The sequence below is a fragment of the Amycolatopsis taiwanensis DSM 45107 genome, assembly GCF_000519205.1.
GTDB classification, from domain to species: Bacteria; Actinomycetota; Actinomycetes; order Mycobacteriales; family Pseudonocardiaceae; genus Amycolatopsis_E; species Amycolatopsis_E taiwanensis.
Genome location: NZ_JAFB01000029.1, coordinates 1 through 21,034, shown reverse-complemented (window position 1 = coordinate 21,034; position 21,034 = coordinate 1). Strand labels below are relative to the sequence as shown.

At 69.3% G+C, this 21,034-nt stretch carries 22 protein-coding genes; 11 read left to right on the top strand and 11 right to left on the bottom strand.

Annotated elements, in window-relative coordinates; genetic code table 11:
* Positions 1-84: 84 nt before the first annotated feature.
* The 4 genes from A3CU_RS0122905 to A3CU_RS0122890 all read right to left on the bottom strand — a co-directional run bounded on the left by A3CU_RS0122905 (position 85) and on the right by A3CU_RS0122890 (position 5,378).
* A complete protein-coding gene (locus A3CU_RS0122905) occupies positions 85-855 on the bottom strand; it encodes an ABC transporter permease (protein ID WP_052372007.1) in 771 nt (256 codons plus the stop codon).
* The gene (locus tag A3CU_RS0122900; protein WP_156960509.1) at positions 852-1,610 is read right to left on the bottom strand and encodes an ABC transporter permease; all 759 of its coding nucleotides are present in this window, start codon (positions 1,608-1,610) and stop codon (positions 852-854) included. The genes A3CU_RS0122905 and A3CU_RS0122900 overlap by 4 nt, the downstream gene beginning before the upstream one ends.
* Positions 1,611-1,667: 57 nt before the next feature.
* Positions 1,668-2,696 (bottom strand): ABC transporter substrate-binding protein, encoded by a 1,029-nt coding sequence (locus tag A3CU_RS46175; protein ID WP_052372006.1) that lies wholly within the window; start codon positions 2,694-2,696, stop codon positions 1,668-1,670.
* Positions 2,697-2,939: 243 nt separating this feature from the next.
* Positions 2,940-5,378, bottom strand: a complete 2,439-nt coding sequence (locus A3CU_RS0122890; protein WP_027944270.1) for a sensor histidine kinase — start codon at positions 5,376-5,378, stop codon at positions 2,940-2,942.
* A 196-nt stretch (positions 5,379-5,574) separates the two neighbouring features.
* Here A3CU_RS0122890 and A3CU_RS0122885 point away from each other — a divergent pair, with 196 nt between their 5' ends.
* The 3 genes from A3CU_RS0122885 (at position 5,575) to A3CU_RS0122875 (ending at position 8,427) form a co-directional block, all read left to right on the top strand.
* Entirely contained in the window at positions 5,575-6,537 is a 963-nt protein-coding gene (locus tag A3CU_RS0122885; RefSeq protein WP_027944269.1) for an ABC transporter substrate-binding protein, read from the top strand.
* A gap of 96 nt (positions 6,538-6,633) precedes the next feature.
* The gene (locus A3CU_RS0122880; RefSeq protein WP_027944268.1) at positions 6,634-7,659 is read left to right on the top strand and encodes a sigma-70 family RNA polymerase sigma factor; all 1,026 of its coding nucleotides are present in this window, start codon (positions 6,634-6,636) and stop codon (positions 7,657-7,659) included.
* A 201-nt stretch (positions 7,660-7,860) separates the two neighbouring features.
* Positions 7,861-8,427, top strand: a complete 567-nt coding sequence (locus A3CU_RS0122875; protein ID WP_027944267.1) for a dihydrofolate reductase family protein — start codon at positions 7,861-7,863, stop codon at positions 8,425-8,427.
* A gap of 12 nt (positions 8,428-8,439) precedes the next feature.
* Here the strand turns inward: A3CU_RS0122875 and A3CU_RS0122870 are convergent, their stop codons facing one another.
* Positions 8,440-9,078 (bottom strand): TetR/AcrR family transcriptional regulator, encoded by a 639-nt coding sequence (locus A3CU_RS0122870; RefSeq protein WP_027944266.1) that lies wholly within the window; start codon positions 9,076-9,078, stop codon positions 8,440-8,442.
* Positions 9,079-9,133: 55 nt separating this feature from the next.
* On the opposite strand from A3CU_RS0122870, the gene A3CU_RS0122865 reads away from it, so the two are divergent.
* The 4 genes from A3CU_RS0122865 (at position 9,134) to A3CU_RS0122850 (ending at position 13,457) form a co-directional block, all read left to right on the top strand.
* Positions 9,134-9,943 carry an SDR family NAD(P)-dependent oxidoreductase gene (locus A3CU_RS0122865; protein ID WP_027944265.1) on the top strand — a complete coding sequence of 270 codons (810 nt, stop codon included), beginning with the start codon at positions 9,134-9,136 and terminating at the stop codon, positions 9,941-9,943.
* Between the two features lie 40 nt (positions 9,944-9,983).
* Complete coding sequence (locus tag A3CU_RS0122860) at positions 9,984-11,621, top strand: DNA repair helicase XPB (protein WP_027944264.1); 1,638 nt, start codon at positions 9,984-9,986, stop codon at positions 11,619-11,621.
* A gap of 222 nt (positions 11,622-11,843) precedes the next feature.
* Positions 11,844-12,626, top strand: coding sequence for a DUF4253 domain-containing protein (locus tag A3CU_RS0122855; RefSeq protein ID WP_027944263.1), 783 nt, complete (start codon positions 11,844-11,846; stop codon positions 12,624-12,626).
* 24 nt (positions 12,627-12,650) lie between these two features.
* Positions 12,651-13,457 carry a DUF72 domain-containing protein gene (locus A3CU_RS0122850; protein WP_027944262.1) on the top strand — a complete coding sequence of 269 codons (807 nt, stop codon included), beginning with the start codon at positions 12,651-12,653 and terminating at the stop codon, positions 13,455-13,457.
* Between the two features lie 57 nt (positions 13,458-13,514).
* On the opposite strand, the gene A3CU_RS0122845 is transcribed toward A3CU_RS0122850, so the two are convergent.
* Complete coding sequence (locus A3CU_RS0122845) at positions 13,515-14,087, bottom strand: type 1 glutamine amidotransferase domain-containing protein (RefSeq protein ID WP_027944261.1); 573 nt, start codon at positions 14,085-14,087, stop codon at positions 13,515-13,517.
* Between the two features lie 71 nt (positions 14,088-14,158).
* Positions 14,159-14,803, bottom strand: coding sequence for an NADPH-dependent F420 reductase (locus A3CU_RS0122840; RefSeq protein ID WP_027944260.1), 645 nt, complete (start codon positions 14,801-14,803; stop codon positions 14,159-14,161).
* A gap of 84 nt (positions 14,804-14,887) precedes the next feature.
* On the opposite strand from A3CU_RS0122840, the gene A3CU_RS46170 reads away from it, so the two are divergent.
* A complete protein-coding gene (locus tag A3CU_RS46170; protein ID WP_342668925.1) occupies positions 14,888-15,337 on the top strand; it encodes a winged helix-turn-helix transcriptional regulator in 450 nt (149 codons plus the stop codon).
* Positions 15,338-15,364: 27 nt separating this feature from the next.
* A complete protein-coding gene (locus tag A3CU_RS0122830) occupies positions 15,365-16,297 on the top strand; it encodes an o-succinylbenzoate synthase (RefSeq protein WP_027944259.1) in 933 nt (310 codons plus the stop codon).
* A gap of 4 nt (positions 16,298-16,301) precedes the next feature.
* Here A3CU_RS0122830 and A3CU_RS0122825 read toward each other — a convergent pair whose 3' ends face one another.
* The gene (locus A3CU_RS0122825; protein ID WP_027944258.1) at positions 16,302-18,680 is read right to left on the bottom strand and encodes a xanthine dehydrogenase family protein molybdopterin-binding subunit; all 2,379 of its coding nucleotides are present in this window, start codon (positions 18,678-18,680) and stop codon (positions 16,302-16,304) included.
* A gap of 140 nt (positions 18,681-18,820) precedes the next feature.
* On the opposite strand from A3CU_RS0122825, the gene A3CU_RS0122820 reads away from it, so the two are divergent.
* Complete coding sequence (locus A3CU_RS0122820) at positions 18,821-19,030, top strand: PspC domain-containing protein (protein ID WP_027944257.1); 210 nt, start codon at positions 18,821-18,823, stop codon at positions 19,028-19,030.
* Positions 19,031-19,046: 16 nt separating this feature from the next.
* Here the strand turns inward: A3CU_RS0122820 and A3CU_RS0122815 are convergent, their stop codons facing one another.
* Together A3CU_RS0122815 and A3CU_RS0122810 are read right to left on the bottom strand one after the other, a co-directional pair.
* Entirely contained in the window at positions 19,047-19,250 is a 204-nt protein-coding gene (locus A3CU_RS0122815) for a hypothetical protein (protein WP_027944256.1), read from the bottom strand.
* A 163-nt stretch (positions 19,251-19,413) separates the two neighbouring features.
* Positions 19,414-19,629 (bottom strand): hypothetical protein, encoded by a 216-nt coding sequence (locus A3CU_RS0122810; RefSeq protein ID WP_027944255.1) that lies wholly within the window; start codon positions 19,627-19,629, stop codon positions 19,414-19,416.
* 88 nt (positions 19,630-19,717) lie between these two features.
* Between A3CU_RS0122810 and A3CU_RS0122805 the strand changes: the two genes are divergently transcribed.
* A complete protein-coding gene (locus tag A3CU_RS0122805) occupies positions 19,718-20,338 on the top strand; it encodes a TetR/AcrR family transcriptional regulator (RefSeq protein WP_027944254.1) in 621 nt (206 codons plus the stop codon).
* 42 nt (positions 20,339-20,380) lie between these two features.
* Here A3CU_RS0122805 and A3CU_RS0122800 read toward each other — a convergent pair.
* Positions 20,381-21,034 (bottom strand): TCP-1/cpn60 chaperonin family protein (locus A3CU_RS0122800; RefSeq protein WP_027944253.1); only part of this gene is annotated, 654 nt, incomplete at its 5' end.

Below are 21,034 nucleotides of genomic sequence, written 5' to 3'. Positions count from 1 at the left end.
GACCGCGGCGTCGCACTCGTGAGCCCTCGGCCGGTTAACAGCGATGAACAATGCCCGGCTTCGGCTACCAGTAATTGCCAGCTTTCAGTCGAGGCGGTCGGCGCGGAACCCGGGGTGCCAGGCCAGTGCGCGTCGCTCCACATAGGACAGTAGGGTGTTCAGCGCGTACCCGAGCAGGCTCACCAGTACGATCCACGCCCAGGTCTCCGGCAGCAGCGACGAACCCAGCGCGTCGGTCATCCGGAAGCCGATCCCGCTGGTGCTGCCCATCAGCTCCGACACGACCATCAGGATGATCGCGATCGACAGAGCCAGGCGCATCCCGGCGAAGACCTTGGGCGCCGCCGCGGGCAGAACCACCCCGAACACCCAGCGTGGACCGCGAATGCGGAACGCGCGCGAGGTCTCGATCTTGACCTCGTCCAGTGACCGGGCGCCGTCGATGGTGTTGAGGAGGATCGGCCAGAGGGTGCCCCACAAGATGGTCGCGAGCTCCGCCCGCGGCCCGATGCCGAAGATCACCAGGAAGGCCGGCACCAGCAACGTCGCCGGCACCGAGCGGAAGAAGAAGAACGTCGCCGACACATAGTCGGTGAGCACCGGCGAGCGCCCGAGGGCCAGTCCGATGGGGACACCCACCGCGACCGCGATCAGCCAGCCGAGCAACAGCCTGCCCAGGCTGGGCAGCACATCGGCGGTGAACGCGCCGTCGGCGAACCAGGCATGCCCGGCGGCCTCGGCGATCCGCAGCGGAGTGGGGAAGTACGGGTGCGCGACGCTCGCGGTTATCCACTGCCAGACCAACAGAAACGCGATGAACACCAGCCAGCGGCGAAGAATGGGAAGCGCTTTCACACCGCGCCTCCGACCGCTGCCCAGCCCAGCCACCGCCGCTGCGCCCCCAGCAGCCCCATGTTCACCAGGTAGCCGATCAAGCCGGTGAACACAATGGACGCGAACACCACGTCCATCTGCAGCTGCGTGGTCCCGTAGAGATAGACGAAATGCCCGATGCCGATCTGGGCGGTGAGGAACTCGGTGCTCACCAGCACGATCAACGCCACCGCCGCGGACAGCCGGATCCCGGTCAGCACGAAGGGCGCCACAGCCGGGAGGATCACGGAGAAGAACAACCTGCGCGGCGGGGTCCGGAACACCCGAGCGGTCTCCAGCAGCTGCCGGTCGATTTCACCCACCGCATACACCGTGTTGAACAGGATGGGCCAGGTGGAGGCGAACGCGGCCAGCGAGATCTTCGTCTGCGCGCCGCTGCCCAGCACCAGGATCGCCAACGGGATCAGCGCGACCGTGGGCAGTGGCCGCAGGAACTCGATGACCGGGCCGATGACCAGCCGCAGCGGGCGGATGCTGCCCAGCAACATGCCGAGCGGCACGGCGATGACCGCGGCGAACACGAGCGCGATGACCCACGACAGCAGCGTGGACGCCGCGTCGGGCAGGAACCGAGCGTCGGCGAACAACCCGAAAAACCTCGCCAGCACTTCCGATGCCGGCGGAAGCACGCCGGCCGCGACCAGGCCCGAACGGCCGGCCGCCTCCCAGATCAGCAGGAAGGCGACCAGTCCGATCAGGCGACGAAACCCGCTCACACTAGTTCCTTCGCGAGCAAAACGCCGCGGATTGCCGCGGCCGGACACAACTGCAACTCACGCCTGCGGTGTCGGCACGGTGAGCTTGGTGGCATCGAGTTGCGCCTCCAGCCCACCGTATGCCTGCATCAGGGTGATGACCCGCTGGAGCTGCGTGGCATTCAGCGACGTCGGATAGGTGTCGATGTTGAGCAGGGCGGCGGTCGCCTGGTCGACACCGGTCAGGTCGGCCAGAACGTCGGACAGCTTGGCCCGGTCGGCCGCGTCGGTCTGGGCCGGGATCATCGCGCGCTGGAAGGCCGCCACCGTCTTCGGGTTCGCATCGATGAACTTGGTCATCGCGATGTAGCCGGTCTGCGGCATGTTCGCGGTCGACCCGGCCACGATCTTCAGCACCGGCACCAGCCCCTCCTTCTGCTCGGCGCGGGTCAGGAACGGCTCGACCTCGACCCCGGCGTCGAGCTGGCCACTGACGATCGCGGCGGGGATGTCCGGGAACTTGATCGGCAGGTAGTGCGGCGAGTCGGGCGGAACGTCGTTGTCCTTCAACGTCGCGCGGACCAACAGTTCGGCGATCGACCCGGCCTGCTGGATGCCGATCTTCTTGCCGATCAGGTCCCGCGCGCTGACGATGCCGGAATCCCGCTTCGCCACCAGGACCACGGAGTTCTCGTTCGCCGTGTTGCCGTCCACCACGATCTTCGCGTCGAGCGTGTTCTGCGCGACGGCCTGGAAGAACGAGACGTAGTTGACGACCGCGAAGTCCATCTCCCCGTTCTGCAGCGGCGCGAACGCCTGCGGGCCGGCGGCCAACGGCTTGAGCGTGACCTCCAGGCCCTCGCGCGTGAAGTAGCCGGACTTCTCGGCGAGCTTGCTCGGCGCGCTTCCCTGGCTGGACAGGACGCCCACGGTGATCTTGTTCTTCTCCACACCCGCCGCGGAAGGCGCGCCCGACGAGTTGCTTCCGCTGGAACCGTTGAGCACGCTGCAGCCGGCCGAAGCGGCGAGCGGTCCGGCGACGGCCGCCCCAAGTGCCAGCCGCACGAAGGCGCGGCGGGTCGTGGCCGCGCTTGCGTTCATGGTCATAGACGACGCTCCCGGAAAGATGATTCCGCTATTCTGCGTAACGAGTCGACTACTGAATGTGCAGGTCGCAAACCATCCTACCTATAAACAAAAGGGGTGAATATCCGACCTGTGATCGAGATCGCTCGTAACTTGCCAGCGCCAGGGCACGCGAGCAAGGTTTTCGAACCCTATTCCCGCCTATCGGAAAACAGCATCCGGTCGCCGAGCGCGAATACGCCGTAGAGGCCATTCCGCGGTCGGCTAGCCGGTGGAACGGTCGTCGCGCTCCCGTGCTCGGGCGAACCCGTACTGCAAACTGGCCATCCGGCGGCGCACGTCCTCCGGATCGAGCCGGAGAGTCCGTGGATCGATCGGCGCCGGGGCCGCGCCGTTGGGGCCGGGCGGGTACTCAAGGTCTTCTTCCGCCGGCCATTCCGGCGCCGCCTGGGGCTGCCGGAACGGCGAGTGCTCGCCCGTGCGGAACCACTGGGACAGCACCTCCTGGTACGCCGGCATCCGCTCGGTCGGCTGGTCGTCGTCGAGCGGGTGCCGCGGCGGGTCGTCGTCCTCGTCGGGCCACTCCGGCGGCGGCACGTCCCGCACCGGCGCCCGCCGGGTCGATTCCGGGATCGCCGGCAAGGCCAGCGTTTGCTCCGCCACCGGTTCGGGCTCGGGTTCGGGTTCGGGCTCCGGCTCGACCGGGATCGGGGCGGGAGCCGGCGGTGGCAGCGGCACGACCAGCTCGGTCGGTACCACGACGACGGCCTCCAGCCCACCGCTGTCGGCCGCGCTCAGCCGGACCCGGATGTCGTGGCGCCGCGCGAGGGTCGCCACGACGAACAGCCCCATCCGGCGGGAAACCTCCACGTCCACGGCCGGCGGCTCGGCCAGCCTGCCGTTCACGCGGCGGATCTCCGGTTCGGGCATGCCCGCACCGGAGTCGGTGATGTGCACCTCCCAGGAGCCGTCCGGCGCGATCGCGCTGACCACCGTGACCGTGGTCTCGACCGGCGAATACAGCGTCGCGTTCTCCAACAACTCGGAGATCACGTGCACGAGGTCACCGCATGCGTCGCCGCGTACCGCCAGCTCCGGCGCCGGGGTGAGCTCGATGCGCTGGTAGTGCTCGACCTCCGACAGCGCGGCGCCGATGATCTCCTCGGCCGCCGCCGGGTCTGCCGGCGTCTCGTCGGGATCCTGTCCGGCCAGCACCAGCAGGTTCTCGCTGTTGCGCCGCATCCGGGTCGCCAGGTGGTCCAGTTCGAACAGTCCGCCGAGAGTCTCCGGGTCCTGCTCCTCGGCCTCCATCCGGTCCAGCACCGTCAGCTGGCGTTCGACCAGTCGCTGGGTGCGGCGGGAAAGGTTGACGAACATCGCGTTGATGTTCTCCCGCAGGAGCGCCTGATCACCGGCCAGTCGCACGGCCTCGCTGTGCACGACGTCGAAGGCGCGTGCCACCTGGCCCAGTTCCTCGCGGGTGAACACGGGCACCGGGGCCACCCCGCGATGGGCCGCGACCTCCGGGTGCGGATCGGCGAGGATGTCCTCGACCGCGGCGGGCAGGCGATGCTCGGCGACCTCCAGCGCGCTCCGGCGCAACACGCGCAGGGGGCGCAGCAGCGACCGCGCGATGATCACCGCCAGCACCGCGCACAGCACCAGCACGCCGAGCACGATGCCGGCGTTGGTGATCGCGGAGCGGCGCGCGCCGGTGGCCAGCGTGTCGGCTCGCTCCTGGGTCAGGGCCTGCAACGCCTGCTGCACGCGGTAAGCCTGGTTGGTCGTGTAAGTGGCGGCGGTGTCCCACTGCTGCGGGTCCAGACCGCTCAGGCTCTGCCCGTTCTCCGCACGGGAGACCGCCGCCTCGAAGGTGTTGTTGCCCTGATCGACCAGCAGCCCGATCACGGTGTCGTCGTACATCCGCTGCTGGTCCGGGGTGGCGAACTTCTTGAAGTCGTTGCGCGCGGCGGTCAACTCGGCGTCGGCGCCGAGGAGCGCGCGCAGCACGTCGCCGCCCAGTTTGCGCTGTTCCAGGGCTTCGGCGAGCAGTGCCCGCTTGACCGACATCTGGTCCTTGACCCGCGCCAGCGCGTTCGCGGCGAGCCGCAGCCGGGTCAGCTCCGGGTTGGTGACGTCGGCGACGGCCTGGTCCGACAGGTCGAGCAGGCCGGAGATCAGTTCACTGTACGAGCGCAGCACCGAGTCGGCCGGCAGGCTCGAATGTTCACTCGAGAACCGCAGGCCGGTCAGCACGTCCAGGCGGGCCGTGGTCGCTGCCAGCCCGGTGACCCCGTTGGGAGACAGGCGGCCGCGATCGGCGTCGAACTCCTTGCTGAAATCGCCGATGGCGGCGTCTACCCGGCCACGCTGGCTCCGCAGCTCGGCCAGATCGCCCTGCCGGTTGTGGGCGACGTATCGCACGGTGAGGTCGCGCTCGCGCTGCAGTTCGTGGATGACCGCGTTGACCTTGTCGTCCACCCGCCCGTGCGCGGCCAGTTGGGCGAGCCCGGTGGCCTGGTCCAGGTCCTCCCGCACCTTGAGGCTGATCAGCGACAGCACGGTGATCGTCGGGATGAGCAGCACCACGATCAGCTTCGTCCGCAGTCGCCAGTTCCGCAGGCGCCAGCGGCCGCGCGGGCGCACGCCGGGTCGGCTCCCCACGGCGTCAGCGCCGTCCGATCGCTCGCGCTGACGGGCCAACTCGGTTCCTTCTCTGGCTTCAGGGGCGGCTGGGGGCTTGCCCCCCAGTACGGATGGTCACCGGCGACGAGTCGCTAACCTACTAGAGCCGTGCTGGAACGTGGCACGGCTGCGGTCCATCGCCGATGGTATTGGCATCGGGCTCCTAAGCTTTACCCAGGTTGAATTCTTCCGTCCGCTCGGCAGGGGGCGCGTGATGCGAGGGGTGGCGATCTTACTGGTCGCTACCTTTTGTCTGGTTACCGGCTGCAATTACCTGGCCGCATCGCCCAAGGCCGGCGACCGGATCGTCCCCGAACGCTCGACTCTGCGCGTCGGCGTCGGAAATCGGATCGACACCGCGCCCCTGCGGATCGCGGTCGCCGACGGCTCGTTCACGCGAGCCGGTCTGCACATCGAGCTCGTGCCACTGAAGTCCGATGCGGACGCCCTGCGCGGGCTGGCCAGCGGCAACGTCGACGTGGCCTTCGCGACAGACGTCGCCTTCTTCACCGCCGCCGCCTCCGGTACCGCGCTGCAGTTCCAGGCGGAGGCTTACACCTCTGCGCCGTTCACGATGGCGCTGGTGACCCTTCCCGATTCCCCCTACACCAAACTCACCGCGAAGAAATCGCCGAGAATCGCCGTCGACGAGCTCAACGGGCTGAGCGTGCTCGCCGTGCGCTCGATGTTCGCGGCCGCCGGTGGCGACCCCGACCGGATCAGGTTCGTGCAGTACCCGTTCGAAGGGATGCAAGCCGCCCTGCGGGACGGCTCCGTGGACGCGGCACTGATGATCGAATGGTTCATCACCCAGGCGCAGCAGAGTCTCGGCGCCCGCATCCTCGCCGACTCCTCGCACGGCGCGATGATGAACCTCCCGATGACCGGCTACGCGTCCAGCGGGCTGTTCGCCCAGGTCAATCCGCGCACCCTGGCCCTTTTCCGGCAGGTGCTCACCGCCGGCCAGCAACGCGCGTCCGATCCGACCGTGATCCGGCGGGCCCTGCCCCAGCTCGCCGGGATCGACGACGCGACCGCTGATCAGGTCGCGCTCGGCGAGTATCCGACGTCGCTGTCCGGGACCCGGCTGCAGCGGGTCGCCGATCTCATGCACAGCTCGGGCATGCTGGCCGACCGCCTCGACGTGCAGTCGCTGCTGCCCAAGCCCGTTCCCTGACCGGCAGCGGCCGATCCCGCAAGATCGGAGAAGACGGCCCCGCCCGGCTTTTCTACGCTTCACACCAGGTGTGTTCCGGGCGTGTGTCGGAGGGACATGGACGAGCTCGCAGCCGGCGCGATGAACCGCGGTGACGAAGTCGCGTTCACGACGTTGGTCGAGCGGCATCGCCGCGAGTTGCGGGCGCATTGCTATCGGATGCTCGGGTCGCTGGAGGATGCCGAAGACCTGGTACAGGAAACGTTCCTGCGGGCGTGGCGAAGTCGTGCCGGGTTCTCGGGCGCCTCGACGGTGCGGGTGTGGTTGTACCGGATCGCGACCAACGCCTGTCTGGACGTGCTCGCGTATCGCCGTCGCCGGGCACTGCCGTACGAGCTGTCCCGGCCCGCTGATCCGGATGTCCAGCTGCCGCCGGTGGCGGAACCGGTGTGGCTGCAACCCTTTCCCGACCGGTTGTTGGAGCCGATCGCTCCGTCCGAGCAGGGGCCCGATGCCGCGGTCGTGGCCAGGGAGACGATCGAGCTGACGTTCGTGGCCACGCTACAGACGTTGCCGGCACGGCAGCGCGCGGTGCTGGTGCTGCGTGACGTGCTGGGTTGGTCGTCGGCCGAAGTGGCGAGTGCCCTCGACACCAGCGTGCCGGCCACCAACAGCGCGCTGCAGCGCGCCCGGGCGACACTCAGGACACGGCTTGGCCGGAACCGGACGGACTGGTCGCGGCCCGTCGCCTCACCCGCCCGGGAACGGGAGGTTCTCGCCCGGTTCATGGCCGCCCTGGAACGCGCGGACGCGACCGCGATCGCGGAACTGCTGGTGGCGGACGCGCGAGGCTCGATGCCGCCCTACCCGATGTGGTACGAGGGACGAGACACCCTGCACACCACCCTCGCCCGTGGGTTTGACCTCTTCGGCGGGTTCAAGGTGCTGGCGACGCGGGCCAACCGCGGGCCGGCCGTCGCGCTCTACCGTCGTCGGATCGACGCGCCCACCTCAGCGCCGTTCGAGGCGGTGGGGATCAGTGTCCTGCAGGTCGAACCCGCGGGTCTGACCGAGATGACCTCGTTCATGGACCCGAACCTGTTCGCCCGCTTCGCGCTCCCAGAAGCCCTTCCAGCCGGCTAGGGAAACCTCGACCGATGAGTTCGCCCGCCTCGCTCGTCTGAATCAAAGGGGGTCTGGGGGCTTGCCCCCAGTTGGGGGTGTGGGGGCGGAGCCCCCGCAAAGCAGAGCGTCTGGGGGCTTGCCCCCAGTCGGGGTGTCGGGGCGGAGCCCCCGCAAAGCAGAGTAGCGCCCATCCGGGTGCACGAAGACGGGAGTGGACCAATGATCGAGACAACTTCAGGCTCGGGGCCGCGTTTGCTGTACTCGGCGACGATGTCGCTGGACGGTTTCATCGCCGGGCCGGGCGGGGACCAGTCGTGGATGACCCGGTATCTCGGCCCGAATCCCGTGGCGGACGAACTGGTCGACGACATCGGCGCCCTGTTGGTCGGCGCCCGCACCTTCACCGGGGATGACCCGAACCGCGGCACCGACAAGGAAGGCGCGTTCAGCGGGCAATGGCACGGGCCCCAGATCGTGCTCACCCACCGTCCCCCGGCCGATCCGCCCGAGGGGGTGCGCTTCATCGATGATCTCGCGGAGGCGGTCAGTGCCGCCAAATCCGCGGCGGGCACGAAGAAATACGTGAACGTCCTGGGCGCCAGCATCGGGCGGCAATGCCTCGAAGCCGGCCTGCTCGACGAGATACTCGTTCTCATCGCGCCCGTGCTGCTGGGCGACGGCGTACGCCTGTTCGACCACCCTGGCGGCAACACCGTCGCCCTCGAACGCATCGCCGTCTCCCACGCGCCCCTGGCGACCAACGTTTGGTATCGCGTCGAACGCTGAGCGCTGCCCTCGTTACACCTGGGGAGCCTTGCCCGACCCGGCCGGAAGCCCGGTCTCCAAGAGGGAAAATCCCAGTTCCGCGGCCGCCACCGCGGCCGGGTAGGCATCCTCGGCGGACATTCCTTCCGCGATCATCTCGTGGTTGTCGCGGGCGAGCGTCCACTGCACGGCGACGATCTGTGCGGCGGCAAGACGCGCGATGCGTGGCGGGAAGCCGTTCGTGCCGGTCAATTCCCGCGCCAGTGCGTGTTCGGCACCTTCGTTGAACTGCAGGATGCGGGCCGTGAGGGAGGGCGTATCGAAGATCATCCGGTACAGGGCGAGGATCTCCGGCACGTCGTTCAGGCCGGTTATCGGATCACGGCGACGCAGCCCGTCGAGGAAATGCGCACGCAGCGCCGCCAGCGGAGACTGCCCCTCCGGCCGGGTCCGGACCACGTCGCCGGCTTCGGTCTCGTGGTCGGAGAACCGGTGGATCACCAGGTCTTCCTTGGTGCGGAAGTAGGCGAACAGCGTGCGGCGCGAGACCTCGGCGGCTTCCGCGATCTCGGTGATCGAGACCCGGTCGAACCCGCGATCGGTGAACAGGGCGATCGCCGCGTTCGAGATGGCCTCGTGGGTCCGCTGTTTCTTCCGCTCACGCAGGCTCACCGGGCTAGGCTACACTCAGGTCGAATTTGCACTCAGTATACCTTTGGGAGGTGAAATGCGGATTTGGCTGGTTACCGGCGCCTCACGTGGGTTGGGGTCGGCGCTCGTTGGCGCGGTGCTTGCACGAGGGGACGCCGTGGTAGCCACGGCCCGGGTTCCCGAGCAAATCGCCGCTGCGCTGCCCGGATACGAGGAACGGCTGCTCAGATGCCGCCTCGATGTCACCGATCCGGACACCGTGCGGGCGAGTGTGGCCGCGGCGATCGAGCGGTTCGGCCGGATCGATGTGCTGGTCAACAATGCCGGGCGCGGACTCTTCGGGGCCGTCGAGGAAACCTCTGTCGGCGAGGCTAAGACCCTGTTCGAGACCAACGTTTTCGGGGTGTTGTCGGTCACGAACGCGGTGCTGCCGGTGATGCGCGCCCAGCGGTCGGGTCACGTGCTGATGATGAGTTCGATGGGTGGGTTCGCCTCCGGGGCGGGATTCGGCGTCTACGCGGCGAGCAAGTTCGCGGTCGAGGGACTGGCCGAAGCGTTGCGTGAGGAGCTTGCGCCGTTGGGGATCACGGTCACGATCGTCGAACCCGGGGTGTTCGAGACCGAGTTCGCATCGGTCAGTTCGGCGCAGGCCGGCCGTTGCATCGACGACTATCACCAGGCGAGCGACACGCTCGCCGATCAGGTCGACGACGAACCGGCGGGTGACCCGGCGTGGGCGGCCGGCCAGATCGTTGCCGTCACAGCACGGGCCAATCCGCCGTTGCGGGTGCCACTGGGCAGCGACGCCGTCGCCCGCATCCGTGGCAAGCTCACCACCGTGGCGGCGGAATTGGCCGATCTCGCCGGTACGGCGACATCGGCCTGAACGCGCGCATACCCGTCGGGAGGGCCGTATAAAGGAAGACGTGACCGATGGCCCATTGATCGTCCAGTCCGACAAGACCGTCCTCCTCGAGGTCGACCATGCCTTGGCGGACGACGCCCGGATCGCGATCGCGCCGTTCGCCGAACTGGAGCGCGCGCCCGAACACGTGCACACCTACCGGGTCACGCCGCTGGCACTGTGGAACGCGCGCGCCGCCGGGCACGACGCCGAGCAGGTCGTCGACGCGCTGACCCGGTACTCGCGCTTCCCCGTGCCGCAGCCGCTGCTGATCGACATCGTCGACACGATGGGCCGGTTCGGCCGCCTGCAGATCACCAACCATCCCGCCCACGGCCTGGTGATGGCCACCACCGACCGCGCGGTGCTGGAAGAGGTGTTGCGCAACAAGAAGATCAACCCGATGCTCGGCGCGCGGATCGACGACGACACCGTGGTCGTGTTCCCGTCCGAGCGCGGCCGGCTCAAGCAGGCGCTGCTGAAGGCCGGCTGGCCGGCGGAGGACCTCGCGGGCTACGTCGACGGCGAAGCGCACCCGATCTCGCTGGCGGAGAACGGCTGGGCCCTGCGGGACTATCAGCGTCAGGCCGCGGACGCGTTCTGGGCCGGCGGCTCCGGCGTGGTGGTGCTGCCCTGCGGCGCGGGCAAGACGCTGGTGGGCGCCGCCGCGATGGCTCGCGCGCAGGCGACCACGTTGATCCTGGTGACCAACACGGTGGCGGGGCGGCAGTGGAAGCGTGAACTGCTGGCCAGGACCTCGCTCACCGAGGAGGAGATCGGCGAGTACTCCGGGGAGAAGAAGGAAATCCGCCCGGTCACGATCGCCACCTACCAGGTGATCACCCGCAAGACCAAGGGCGTCTACCGGCACCTGGAATTGTTCGATTCGCGGGACTGGGGCCTGGTGGTCTACGACGAGGTTCACCTGCTGCCCGCCCCGGTGTTCCGCATGACGGCCGACCTGCAGTCCCGCCGCCGGCTCGGCCTCACCGCGACGCTGGTGCGCGAGGACGGCCGCGAGGGTGACGTCTTCTCCCTGATCGGCCCCAAGCGGTTCGACGTGCCCTGGCGGGACATCGAGGCGCAGGGGTGGATCGCGCCGGCCGAATGCATCGAGGTGCGGGTGACGCTCACCGACGCCGAGCGCCTGCGCTACGCCACCGCCGAGCCCGACGAGAAGTACAAGCTGGCCTCCACGGCGCGGACCAAGACCCCGGTCATCCGGTCCATTGTGGACAAGCACGCCGGTGAGCCGACGCTGGTGATCGGCGCGTATCTGGAGCAGCTCGACGAGCTGGGCGCCGAGCTGGACGCGCCGGTGATCCAGGGGTCGACCCCGAACAAGGAGCGCGAAGCGCTGTTCGACGCGTTCCGCCGTGGCGAGATCGGCCGGCTGGTGGTGTCCAAGGTGGCCAACTTCTCCATCGACCTGCCGGAGGCCTCGGTGGCGATCCAGGTCTCCGGCACGTTCGGTTCCCGGCAGGAGGAGGCACAGCGCCTCGGCCGGCTCCTGCGGCCGAAGGAGGACGGCCGCCAGGCGCATTTCTACTCGATCGTCGCGCGGGACACACTGGACACCGATTACGCCGCCCACCGCCAGCGCTTCCTCGCTGAGCAGGGCTACGCCTACACCATCCGCGACGCCGAGGCCTACCTCTAACCTCCCACACTCCCGTCGCGCGTGTCCCACCTTCCGGTCGCGCGAGTCCCACACTCCCGTCGCGCGAGTCCCACCTTCCGGTAGACGGGAATGTGGGACTCACACGACGGGAAGGTGGGACTCGCGACGGTGCCGGTATCGGCGCGCGAGCAAGCCAAAAATGTCGTACCCTCGAACTAGTGTTCGTACTCGTTGGTGACCCCGGACCCACGAGAGGTACAGATGACGATTGCTGCTTCGCCCCAGCAGGCACTGCCGGGCCTGGATCTGCCGGCAGGCCGCTGGCACGGCCCGATCTGGGTGTCCGACGGGCCGTTGCCGGAGCCGGGCTGGTTCCGTGACCGCATCGCCGAGTTCGACCGCGCCCGCCGCGCCGAGCCGGCCGAACCGGCGCTGTGGCCGGTACTGATTCCGCAGGACCCGCGCTTCCTCCATGGCGCGAGCTGGCTGGACGACCGGGGCCGGCTCGCCCCGGCCGTGCACAAGATCGACGAGGTGGACGTCGGGGAAACGCTGGCCAGCTGGTGGGACCCGTTCTGCTGCACCGCGGGCGTCGGCTGCCTGCGCCCGTACGGCGCCAACTTTCCCGGGCTGGCACGGAAATCGTCGTTACGGGTGGACCCGCGCGCCGAAGCCGGCAACACGGGCTCCATCCTCGCGCGCCGCGGCACCTACCGGCTCGGCCTGGTGCCGGCGCAGCGCCCGGCGGACGTGCCGGCCGTACTCGGCTGGGCCGGCATGCTCAAGTCCACCGACCGGGTCGAAGCGATCTCGGCCGTGTTGCGCAGCTGGGAGGATCGCTTCGGCGCGACCCTGATCGTGCTCGGCTTCGACGAGCTCGAACTGTCCGTGGCGGCCCCGCCCCGCAGCCAGGGACGGGCCCTGGTGCTGGCCGCGGAACATCGGGCGTTCAGCGTACGCAGTTTTTCCGGCCAACCGGGTAACCTCCGCGAGTACGCCGGTGGCCTGGTGCACCGTCGCCACTGGCGGTTCTCGTGGGATTGAGGTGGTGCTATCCACGAAATCCGGATCGGCACCTCGGGCTGGCGATACCCGGCGTGGCGGGGCCGGTTCTACCCGAAGGGCCTGGCACAGCGCCGCGAGCTGGAGTACCTCTCGCGGAGGGTGAATTCGGCCGAAATCAACGGCTCGTTCTACTCGCTGCAGCGCCCGGAGCTGTATCGGGCCTGGTTCCAGGAGACGCCCGACGATTTCCTGTTCGCGGTGAAGGGCGGACGCTACATCACACACATGAAGCGGTTGCGCGACGTGGCAACTCCGCTGGCGAACTTCTTCGCGTCCGGGGTGCTTGCGCTGGGCCACAAGCTCGGCCCGGTCCTGTGGCAGCTGCCGCCTAACTTCGCCTTCGAACCGCGCAAACTCTGCGAGTTCTTCGAGTTGCTGCCACGAAGCACCGCGGCGGCGGCGACGCTCGCCGCCCGGCACGACGACAAACTGAAGGGAGAAGCGTGCCTCGAGGCCGACCCGGATCGTCCGCTGCGCCATGCCGTGGAAGTCCGGCACCCGAGCTTCTCGGCGCCGGACTGCCCAAAACTGCTTCGGGACAACAATGTCGCGCTCGTCATCTCCGATTCGGCGGGCACGTGGGTTGCACTCGAAGAGGTCACCTCGGACTTCGTCTACATTCGACTGCACGGTGCCGAGGAGCTGTACACGAGTGGTTACGGCGACGATGCGTTGGACCGCTGGGCGGAAAAGATCAGGCGCTGGGCGCGCAAAGACGACGTCTACGTGTACTTCGACAACGACGTCGAGGTGAGAGCACCGGTCGACGCCATCTCACTGGCCGAACGCCTGGGCACGCTCACGCCCTGAGAGCCGGGCAGCTTCGCGATGCCATCCGCACCGCCGCGCAAACCACTCCAACAGTCTCTAACCGCTCTGCGCCTGCGCGTAGTGCTTGCCCTCCGCGAACTCTTCCACCAACTTCCCGCAGAACGCGGCCAGATCGGCCGGTTTACGGCTGCTGACCAGCCCGTTGTCCACCACGACGTGCTCGTCCACCCACTCCGCACCGGCGTTGCGGAGGTCGGTCCGCAGGCTCGGCCAGGAGGTCATCCGGCGGCCACGCACCACGTCGGCCTCGATCAGCGTCCACGGCCCGTGGCAGATCACCGCCACCGGCTTCTGCTGCTGGAAGAACCCACGGGCGAACCCCACCGCGTCCGGGCTGGTTCGCAGGAGGTCGGGGTTGGCCACGCCACCCGGAAGCACCAGCGCGTCGTAGTCGTCCGGCGAAACTTCGGTCACGACCTTGTCCACCGGGAAGGTGTCGGCCTTGTCGAGATGATCGAACGCCTGCACGGTGCCGGGCTTCGTGGATACCAGTTCCGGCCGGCCACCGGCTTCCTTGACCGCCTTCCACGGCTCGGTCAGCTCAACCTGCTCGGCGCCCTCCGGCGCCACCATGAAGGCCACCCGCTTGCCGCTCAAGTCCTTGGCCACGATCCACTCCTTTCCTCGTGCGATCGCTCCCCATTGAGCTACCCGGTGACCGGCCCGCCCGAAACCCCGCGTCAGGGCGCCACGGCGGGGGCCGGCATCCGCGGGATGGTGGAGTTCGGATCAACGCCGCCGAACGCGAGTCCGATGGCGAAGCCGGCGACTTCCTCCAGTTGACGCGCACGATCCAGGGTGCCCAACACGGCGGGCGAACCGCCGGCGTCCCGGACGAGTTCCCCGGCGACCCGCAGGGCCCGCGGGTCGTCACCGCACATCGGGACCGTCACGGGGCTTCCGCCCTGGTCTGTCCACTGGCTGGAGGGCACCAGGTGGAATGCCTTCACGACGTGCGCCCCCGGGGCCAACTCGGCGATACGCTGCGCGGCCGCCACCCCCGCGGGAGTGAGCAGGACGCCGACCCCATGTTCCACCGCGTTGGTCGGGTCGATCAACGGTGTTCCGGCAAGCGTTCCTTCGTCGGCTCCCGCACTACGGAGCACGTCTTCGACGCCGTCCCACAGCACAGCCAGCAGGACAGCGTCACGTTCGGTCACCGCTTCACGCGGCGTGCCCGCACGTGCCGAAGATCCCAGCTTCTCGGCGAGGGCGAGTGCCTTCGCCTCCGATCGCCCGCCGACCACGAGTTCGTGTCCGGCACGGGACCAGGCCTCGCCCAGTGCCGCGGCCATCGTTCCCGTACCCAGAATGCCGATTCGCATAGCCCGTTCCTTCGGTTCGAGTGGTTGATCCGCGGCTACGGTAGGGAAAGTGATACGCACCAACCGGTACGCGACGGAAAGCCGATGCTGGTAGCGATGAGCGCCGACGGAAACCATTGCGAGGAACTGATCGCGGACTGTCGTCTGCGAGCGGCGACCGACTTGTTCGCCCATACCTGGGATCCGGTGGTGCTCGCCGCCCTCAGCGAGGGCGCGCGGCGGCGGCACGAGCTGCGTGCCGCGATCGGCGGCATGAGCGACAAGGTGCTGACCGAAGCGCTGCGCCGCCTCCTCGCCAACGGGCTCATCCACCGTCGCGCCTACGCCGAGGCCCCTCCGCGGGTCGAATACGGGCTGACCGGACTCGGCGAGAGCCTGGTGAACGGCCCGCTGATGGCGCTCGGCAATTGGGTGCGCGTACATGGCGACGAACTCCTCGACGCCCAGGAACGCGCGGCTAGCATCGCTAGGGAAGCTATCCGTAGCAAATCACCCTTGCTCCAAAACGAGGCAGGGGACGGGAGGCGGCGTTAGGCGGGCCGCGCGGCTTACGCTGGCGGAATGATCGTCTACGCCATCCCGTTGCACGACCGGTTCCGCGGCATCGCCGTCCGGGAGGGTGTGCTGCTCCATGGTCCGGCCGGCTGGGGCGAGTTCTGCCCGTTCGCGGACTACTCCGACGCCGAGAGCGCGCCCTGGCTGGCGGCTGCCGTCGAGGCGAGCGAGCGGGGCTGGCCGGAGCCGGTGCGGGATCGGGTGGAGGTGAACACGACGGTGCCCGTGGTCTCGCCCGACCGCGCGCACGAACTGGTCGCGGCATCCGGATGCCGGACCGCGAAGGTGAAGGTCGCCGACCCCCGCTCGTCGCTGGCCGAGGACTGCGAGCGGCTCGCCGCGGTGCGTGCGGCGCTGGGCGGCGGCGGCGCGATCCGGGTGGACGCGAACGCGGTCTGGGACGTGGACACGGCCGTGTCCGCCATCCGCGAGCTGGACCGGGCCGCGGGCGGGCTGGAATACGTCGAGCAGCCGTGCCGGTCGCTGGACGAGCTCGCGGCCGTGCGGCGGCGGGTGGACGTCCGGATCGCGGCGGACGAGTCGATCCGGCGGGCCGAGGATCCGGTGAAGGTGGCCGTGGCCGGGGCGGCGGACATCGCGGTGATCAAGGTGTCCCCGCTGGGCGGGGTGCGGCGGGCGCTGGAGGTCGCCGAGGCATCCGGCCTGCCGTGCGTGGTGTCGTCCGCCGTGGAAACCAGCGTCGGGCTGGCCGCCGGGCTGGCGCTGGCCGGCGCCCTGCCCACCCTGGACTTCGCCTGCGGCCTGGGCACGAGGTCCCTGCTGGCCGGCGACGTCACCAGCGACTCGCTGTCCCCTGTGGACGGTTTCCTGCCGGTCCCGCGCCGCGCGCCGGAGCCGGACCTCGCCGAGGCCGTGGCGGCCGACGAGAAGACCCGGGCCGCCTGGGAGGAGCGGCTGGCCCGGGTCCATCGGTTGTAACTGACTACGCCACGGCTTCGTCGGCGTCGCGGTCGGGACCGCTGGCGCGGACGGGCAGGGTTTCGAAGGCCGCGGGCGGCTCGCGCCACGGCAGGGTCGGCCCGCCCTCGCCGGCCGCCCGGATCGCCCGCCAGACCCGTTGTGGACTTGCCGGCATGTCGACATGCCGCACCCCGAGGTGCTTCAGCGCGTCGACCACCGCGTTCTGCACGGCCGGCGTGGAGCCGATCGTGGCGGACTCGCCGATCCCCTTGGCGCCCAACGGGTTCCGCGGGGTCGGCGTCTCGGTGTTGACCGCCTCCAGGTCCGGCAGGTCCGCCGCCGACGGGATCAGGTAGTCGGCGAACGTCGCGGTGATCGGGTTGCCGTCGGCGTCGTACGACGCCTGCTCCCACAGCGCCTGCGCGATCCCCTGCACCGCGCCGCCGTGCTGCTGGCCGCGCACGATCAGCGGGTTGAGCACGCGGCCGCAGTCGTCGACCGCGACGTGCCGCAGCGGCCGCACGAACCCGGTCTCGGTGTCCACCTCCACCACGGAGACATGCGCGCCGAACGGGAAAGTCGCGCCGACCGGCTTGAAGTCCGCCTCCTCGACCAGCGGTCGGCCCTCCTCCTCCGCCGCCTGCGCGAGCTGGCCCCAGGTCAACCCGGCGTTCGGCACGCCGGCCACGCCGAGTTGGCCGTCTTCGGTGAGCACGATGTCGTCGACGGACGCCTCCAGCCGGTTCGCGGCCAGTTCCTTCGCCCGGCGCAGCACCAGTTCCGCGGCCTCGCGCACCGCACTGCCGCCGAGCTGCAACGACCGCGAGCCGCCGGTGCCACCGCCGCGCGGGACCTCCGCGGTGTCGGACTGGCGGAAGTCCACCGACTCCAGCGGAACGCCCAGCAGATCCGCCACGATCATGGCGAAGGACGTCGGGTGGCCCTGGCCGTGCCCGGAGGTGCCGACCTTGATCGAGGCGCGTCCCTCGGTGTCCACCTGCACCGACGCATACTCGCCCGCGCCGCCGCCGGTGATCTCGACGTACGCGCTGACGCCGATGCCGAGCAGCACGGTCTCGCCGGCCTCGATCCGGCGGGCCTGCTCGGCGCGCAGGTCGCCGTACCCGGCCAGCCGCAGCGCTTCGGTGAGTGGCTTGTCGTAGTCGCCGTTGTCGTAGCTGGCGCCGGTCAGCGTGGTGTAGGGGAACTGGTCCGGCCGAAGGAAGTTGCGGCGCCGGATCTCCGCCGGGTCGAGGTCGAGCTCGGCGGCGGCGAGATCCATCATGCGTTCCAGCATGGCGGCCGCCTCGGGCCGCCCGGCGCCCCGGAACGCGCCGGTGGGCGTCGTGTTGGTCAGCACCACCAGGCCGTCGTAGGCCAGCTGCGGAATGTTGTACACGCCCTGGGCCATGATCCGCGTCGGGCCATCCGCGAGGGCGCCGCCGAATCCGGCATACGCGCCCGCGTCGCCGATCACGCGGCAGCGCAGGCCGACGATCGTGCCGTCGGTGCGCAGGCCCAGCTCGGCGTATTGCACCTGGGCACGGCCCTGCGGCATCGCCTGCATGTTCTCCGAGCGCGTCTCGGTCCACTTCACCGGGCGCCCGAACCGCCGCGCCGCCTCGATCGCCACCGCGTGCTCGGCGACGATGCCGACCTTGCCGCCGAACGCGCCGCCGACGTGCGGCGCGATCACACGAATCCGGTCCCGGTCCCAGCCGAACACCTTGGCGACCGCGCCCTGGAACGCGTGCGGCATCTGCGTGGAGACGTAGATCGTCACGTCGAAGTCGGATTCGCCTTCGGCGGCGGGGACGACGGCGATCGCGTTGCCCTCCATGGGCGCGACCGCGACCCGCTGGTTCTCGATGCGCGCCCGCACCACGACGTCCGCGCCGTCGAGCACGGTGGCACCGGCCTCGTCCCGCTGCCCGCCGGCGACGTTGGATTCCATCGCACTGAACTGCACCGGCGCATCCGGTTCGAGCGCTTCCTCCATGTCGACCGCGACGGGCAGAGGCTCGTAGTCGACGTCCACCAGTTCCAGCGCGTCCACGACCGCGGTGACGGACTCGCCGATCACGGCGGCCACGGGTTCGCCCGCGAACCGCACCCGGTCGGTGGTCAGCACCTGTCTCGCACACGCCGGGTTGACCTCGATGAACACCGGCAGCGCCGGCAGATCGAGATCCGCCCCGGTGTAGACGGCCACGACACCCGGGGCCTTCGCGGCCTCCGCCGTGTCGATCCCGTTGACCAGGGCGTGTGCGAACGGTGACCGCACGAAGCCCACGTAGAGCGCGCCGTCGAGGCGAAGGTTGTCGACGTAAGTTCCGCGGCCCCGCAACAGGTCTGGGTCCTCGACCCGACGAACCTCGGTGCCCAGCAGAGATCCCGGCATGACCACGACTCTATAGATCCCCGTCCGGCGAATCCAAGGTGTCCAGCGACACCACGACCCCTACTGCCCGGGATTGGTTCAGGGTCGGGGTCGGGGCAGTTCCCGATGTGCGGCGGGCCCGCGCTGCCGATCATGGAGTCATGACAACTCCCACGGAAACCCGGAAACTTCGACGCAGCACCACCAACCGGATGCTCGCGGGCGTGTGCGGCGGCTGGGCCCGGCTGCTGGGCGTGGACGCCACGATCCTGCGGATCGTCTTCGTCGCCGCCACGATCTTGGGGATCGGCACGCCGGTCCTGCTCTACGCCGCCTGCTGGATCCTCATGCCCGAAGAGGACAGCGCATAACGCGTCAGTTGGCGGATCATTCTGGCCATTCGTCGTCACGGCGCCGCCGGACGGAACTCACCGAGTCAAGGTGATCCGCTCGAGCGTTCTCGCCCAGGGAGCCGGCGCCGGCCTTGATGGCCGCGCGCCGCCGCTGGAGAGTGCGCTCGTGCTCCTTGTGGATGGCCTTGTAGCCTTCGGCAATCAATCGTTGCAGCAGCTTGCCGCGGTGTTCCCGCAATTCCGGCCAGACGCGGGGCAGCCTCGTCGAGAGCGACGGCTACCTCGTCGACCTCGGTAATGACGTGACGCGGACGAGTCGTGGGCACATGCCAAGTGTGGCACCGACCAGGTCGGTGCTACACGGATGTTTTCCCTGAACACGAAGGGAGCTTGGTGCGGCGTCACCGGCGCCGTGCCGGTTCCGGCAGCCGCCGCGACCATTCGGCCAGCGCCGCCCCGGCGCCGGTGAGCACGATGTGCCCGATGAACTGCCCGGCGAACCCGCCCGGCAACCAGCCGAGCACACCGGTCCAGCCGTGGTCGAGCACCAACCGGATCACGCCCTGCACGCCGAATGCCAGCAGGATCATCCCGAGAACCAGCCACACGTACTTCATTTCCACACCCTTCCGTTTTATGGTGCGAACGAACCATAACACTTTTTTGGTACAGTCGAACCACAAAGGTTTGAAGACGGGAGGGCCGATGCCCCGGCAGGTGGACCACGACGCACGCCGCCGCCAGATCGCGGAAGCGGTGTGGCGGCTGGCCACGCGAGGCGGGCTGGAGGACGTCAGCCTGCGGCAGGTCGCCGCCGAAGCCGGTGTCTCCGCCCGTCTGCTGCAGTACTACTTCGGCACGCGTGACCAATTGCTGCTCGGCGCTCTGGAGATCCTCAATGCCGACGCCGAGCGGCGCGCCCGCGAGCGCCTCGTACATCTCGACGGGACCGGTGACATGCGCGCCATCGTCCGTGGCGTACTGCTGGAAATGCTGCCGCTGGACGAGGAACGGCACAGTCGCTACCTGGTGCACGTGGCGTTTTTCGTGCGCTTCCTGGCCGACGAGGACCTCGCGAAGGCCGTCCGCGACGGTCCCCGCGCCCTCGAAGATCTCGTCACCGATCTCATCCGGCAGGGCCAGGAACTCGGCCGCGCACGGCCGGACATCGACGCACGCGCCGAGGCCGCGTTTCTCCTCGCGGGAGCCGAGGGGCTGCAGGCATCGATGCTGCTCGGCCAGCGCACGCCGGACGACGCAGTGGCCCTGCTGGACCACCAGATCGACCGGATTTTCCCGGAAAAACAAACGAGGCGCCCTGCGTGAGCAGAGCGCCTCGCGTGTGTCGGCTTAGCCGGCTGGACTCCGTCAGAAGTCCATGCCACCCATGCCACCGTCGGCGCCACCCGGAGCGGCCGGGGCGGCCTTCTCCGGCTTGTCGGCGACAACGGCCTCGGTGGTCAGGAACAGCGCCGCGATGGACGCGGCGTTCTGCAGCGCGGAGCGAGTGACCTTCGTCGGGTCCGGCACGCCGGCCGCGAGCAGGTCCTCGTACTCACCGGTGGCGGCGTTGAGGCCGTGGCCGGCGGGCAGGGTCTTGACCTTCTCCACCACGACGCCGCCTTCGAGGCCGGCGTTGACCGCGATCTGCTTGAGCGGAGCCTCGACCGCGACCTTGACGATGTTGGCACCGGTGGCCTCGTCGCCGGTCAGCTTGAGGCTGTCGAACGCGATCTGCGCGGCCTGCAGCAGGGCCACGCCACCACCGGCGACGATGCCCTCCTCGACGGCGGCCTTCGCGTTCCGCACCGCGTCCTCGATGCGGTGCTTGCGCTCCTTGAGCTCGACCTCGGTGGCGGCACCGGCCTTGATGACGGCCACGCCACCGGCCAGCTTCGCCAGCCGCTCCTGCAGCTTCTCCCGGTCGTAGTCCGAGTCGGAGTTCTCGATCTCGGCACGGATCTGGTTGACCCGGCCCTGGATCTGCTCCGCGTCACCGGCACCCTCGACGATGGTCGTCTC

Coding starts and splice junctions, on each gene's coding strand:
- A3CU_RS0122820 (WP_027944257.1), top strand. CDS start 18,821: ATGACAACTCCCACGGAAACCCGGAAACTTCGACGCAGCACCACCAAC.
- A3CU_RS0122875 (WP_027944267.1), top strand. CDS start 7,861: ATGATCGAGACAACTTCAGGCTCGGGGCCGCGTTTGCTGTACTCGGCG.
- A3CU_RS0122865 (WP_027944265.1), top strand. CDS start 9,134: ATGCGGATTTGGCTGGTTACCGGCGCCTCACGTGGGTTGGGGTCGGCG.
- A3CU_RS0122810 (WP_027944255.1), bottom strand. CDS start 19,629: ATGAAGTACGTGTGGCTGGTTCTCGGGATGATCCTGCTGGCATTCGGC.
- A3CU_RS0122840 (WP_027944260.1), bottom strand. CDS start 14,803: ATGCGAATCGGCATTCTGGGTACGGGAACGATGGCCGCGGCACTGGGC.
- A3CU_RS0122805 (WP_027944254.1), top strand. CDS start 19,718: ATGCCCCGGCAGGTGGACCACGACGCACGCCGCCGCCAGATCGCGGAA.
- A3CU_RS0122880 (WP_027944268.1), top strand. CDS start 6,634: ATGGACGAGCTCGCAGCCGGCGCGATGAACCGCGGTGACGAAGTCGCG.
- A3CU_RS46170 (WP_342668925.1), top strand. CDS start 14,888: ATGCTGGTAGCGATGAGCGCCGACGGAAACCATTGCGAGGAACTGATC.
- A3CU_RS0122825 (WP_027944258.1), bottom strand. CDS start 18,680: ATGCCGGGATCTCTGCTGGGCACCGAGGTTCGTCGGGTCGAGGACCCA.
- A3CU_RS0122855 (WP_027944263.1), top strand. CDS start 11,844: ATGACGATTGCTGCTTCGCCCCAGCAGGCACTGCCGGGCCTGGATCTG.
- A3CU_RS0122885 (WP_027944269.1), top strand. CDS start 5,575: ATGCGAGGGGTGGCGATCTTACTGGTCGCTACCTTTTGTCTGGTTACC.
- A3CU_RS0122830 (WP_027944259.1), top strand. CDS start 15,365: ATGATCGTCTACGCCATCCCGTTGCACGACCGGTTCCGCGGCATCGCC.
- A3CU_RS46175 (WP_052372006.1), bottom strand. CDS start 2,696: ATGACCATGAACGCAAGCGCGGCCACGACCCGCCGCGCCTTCGTGCGG.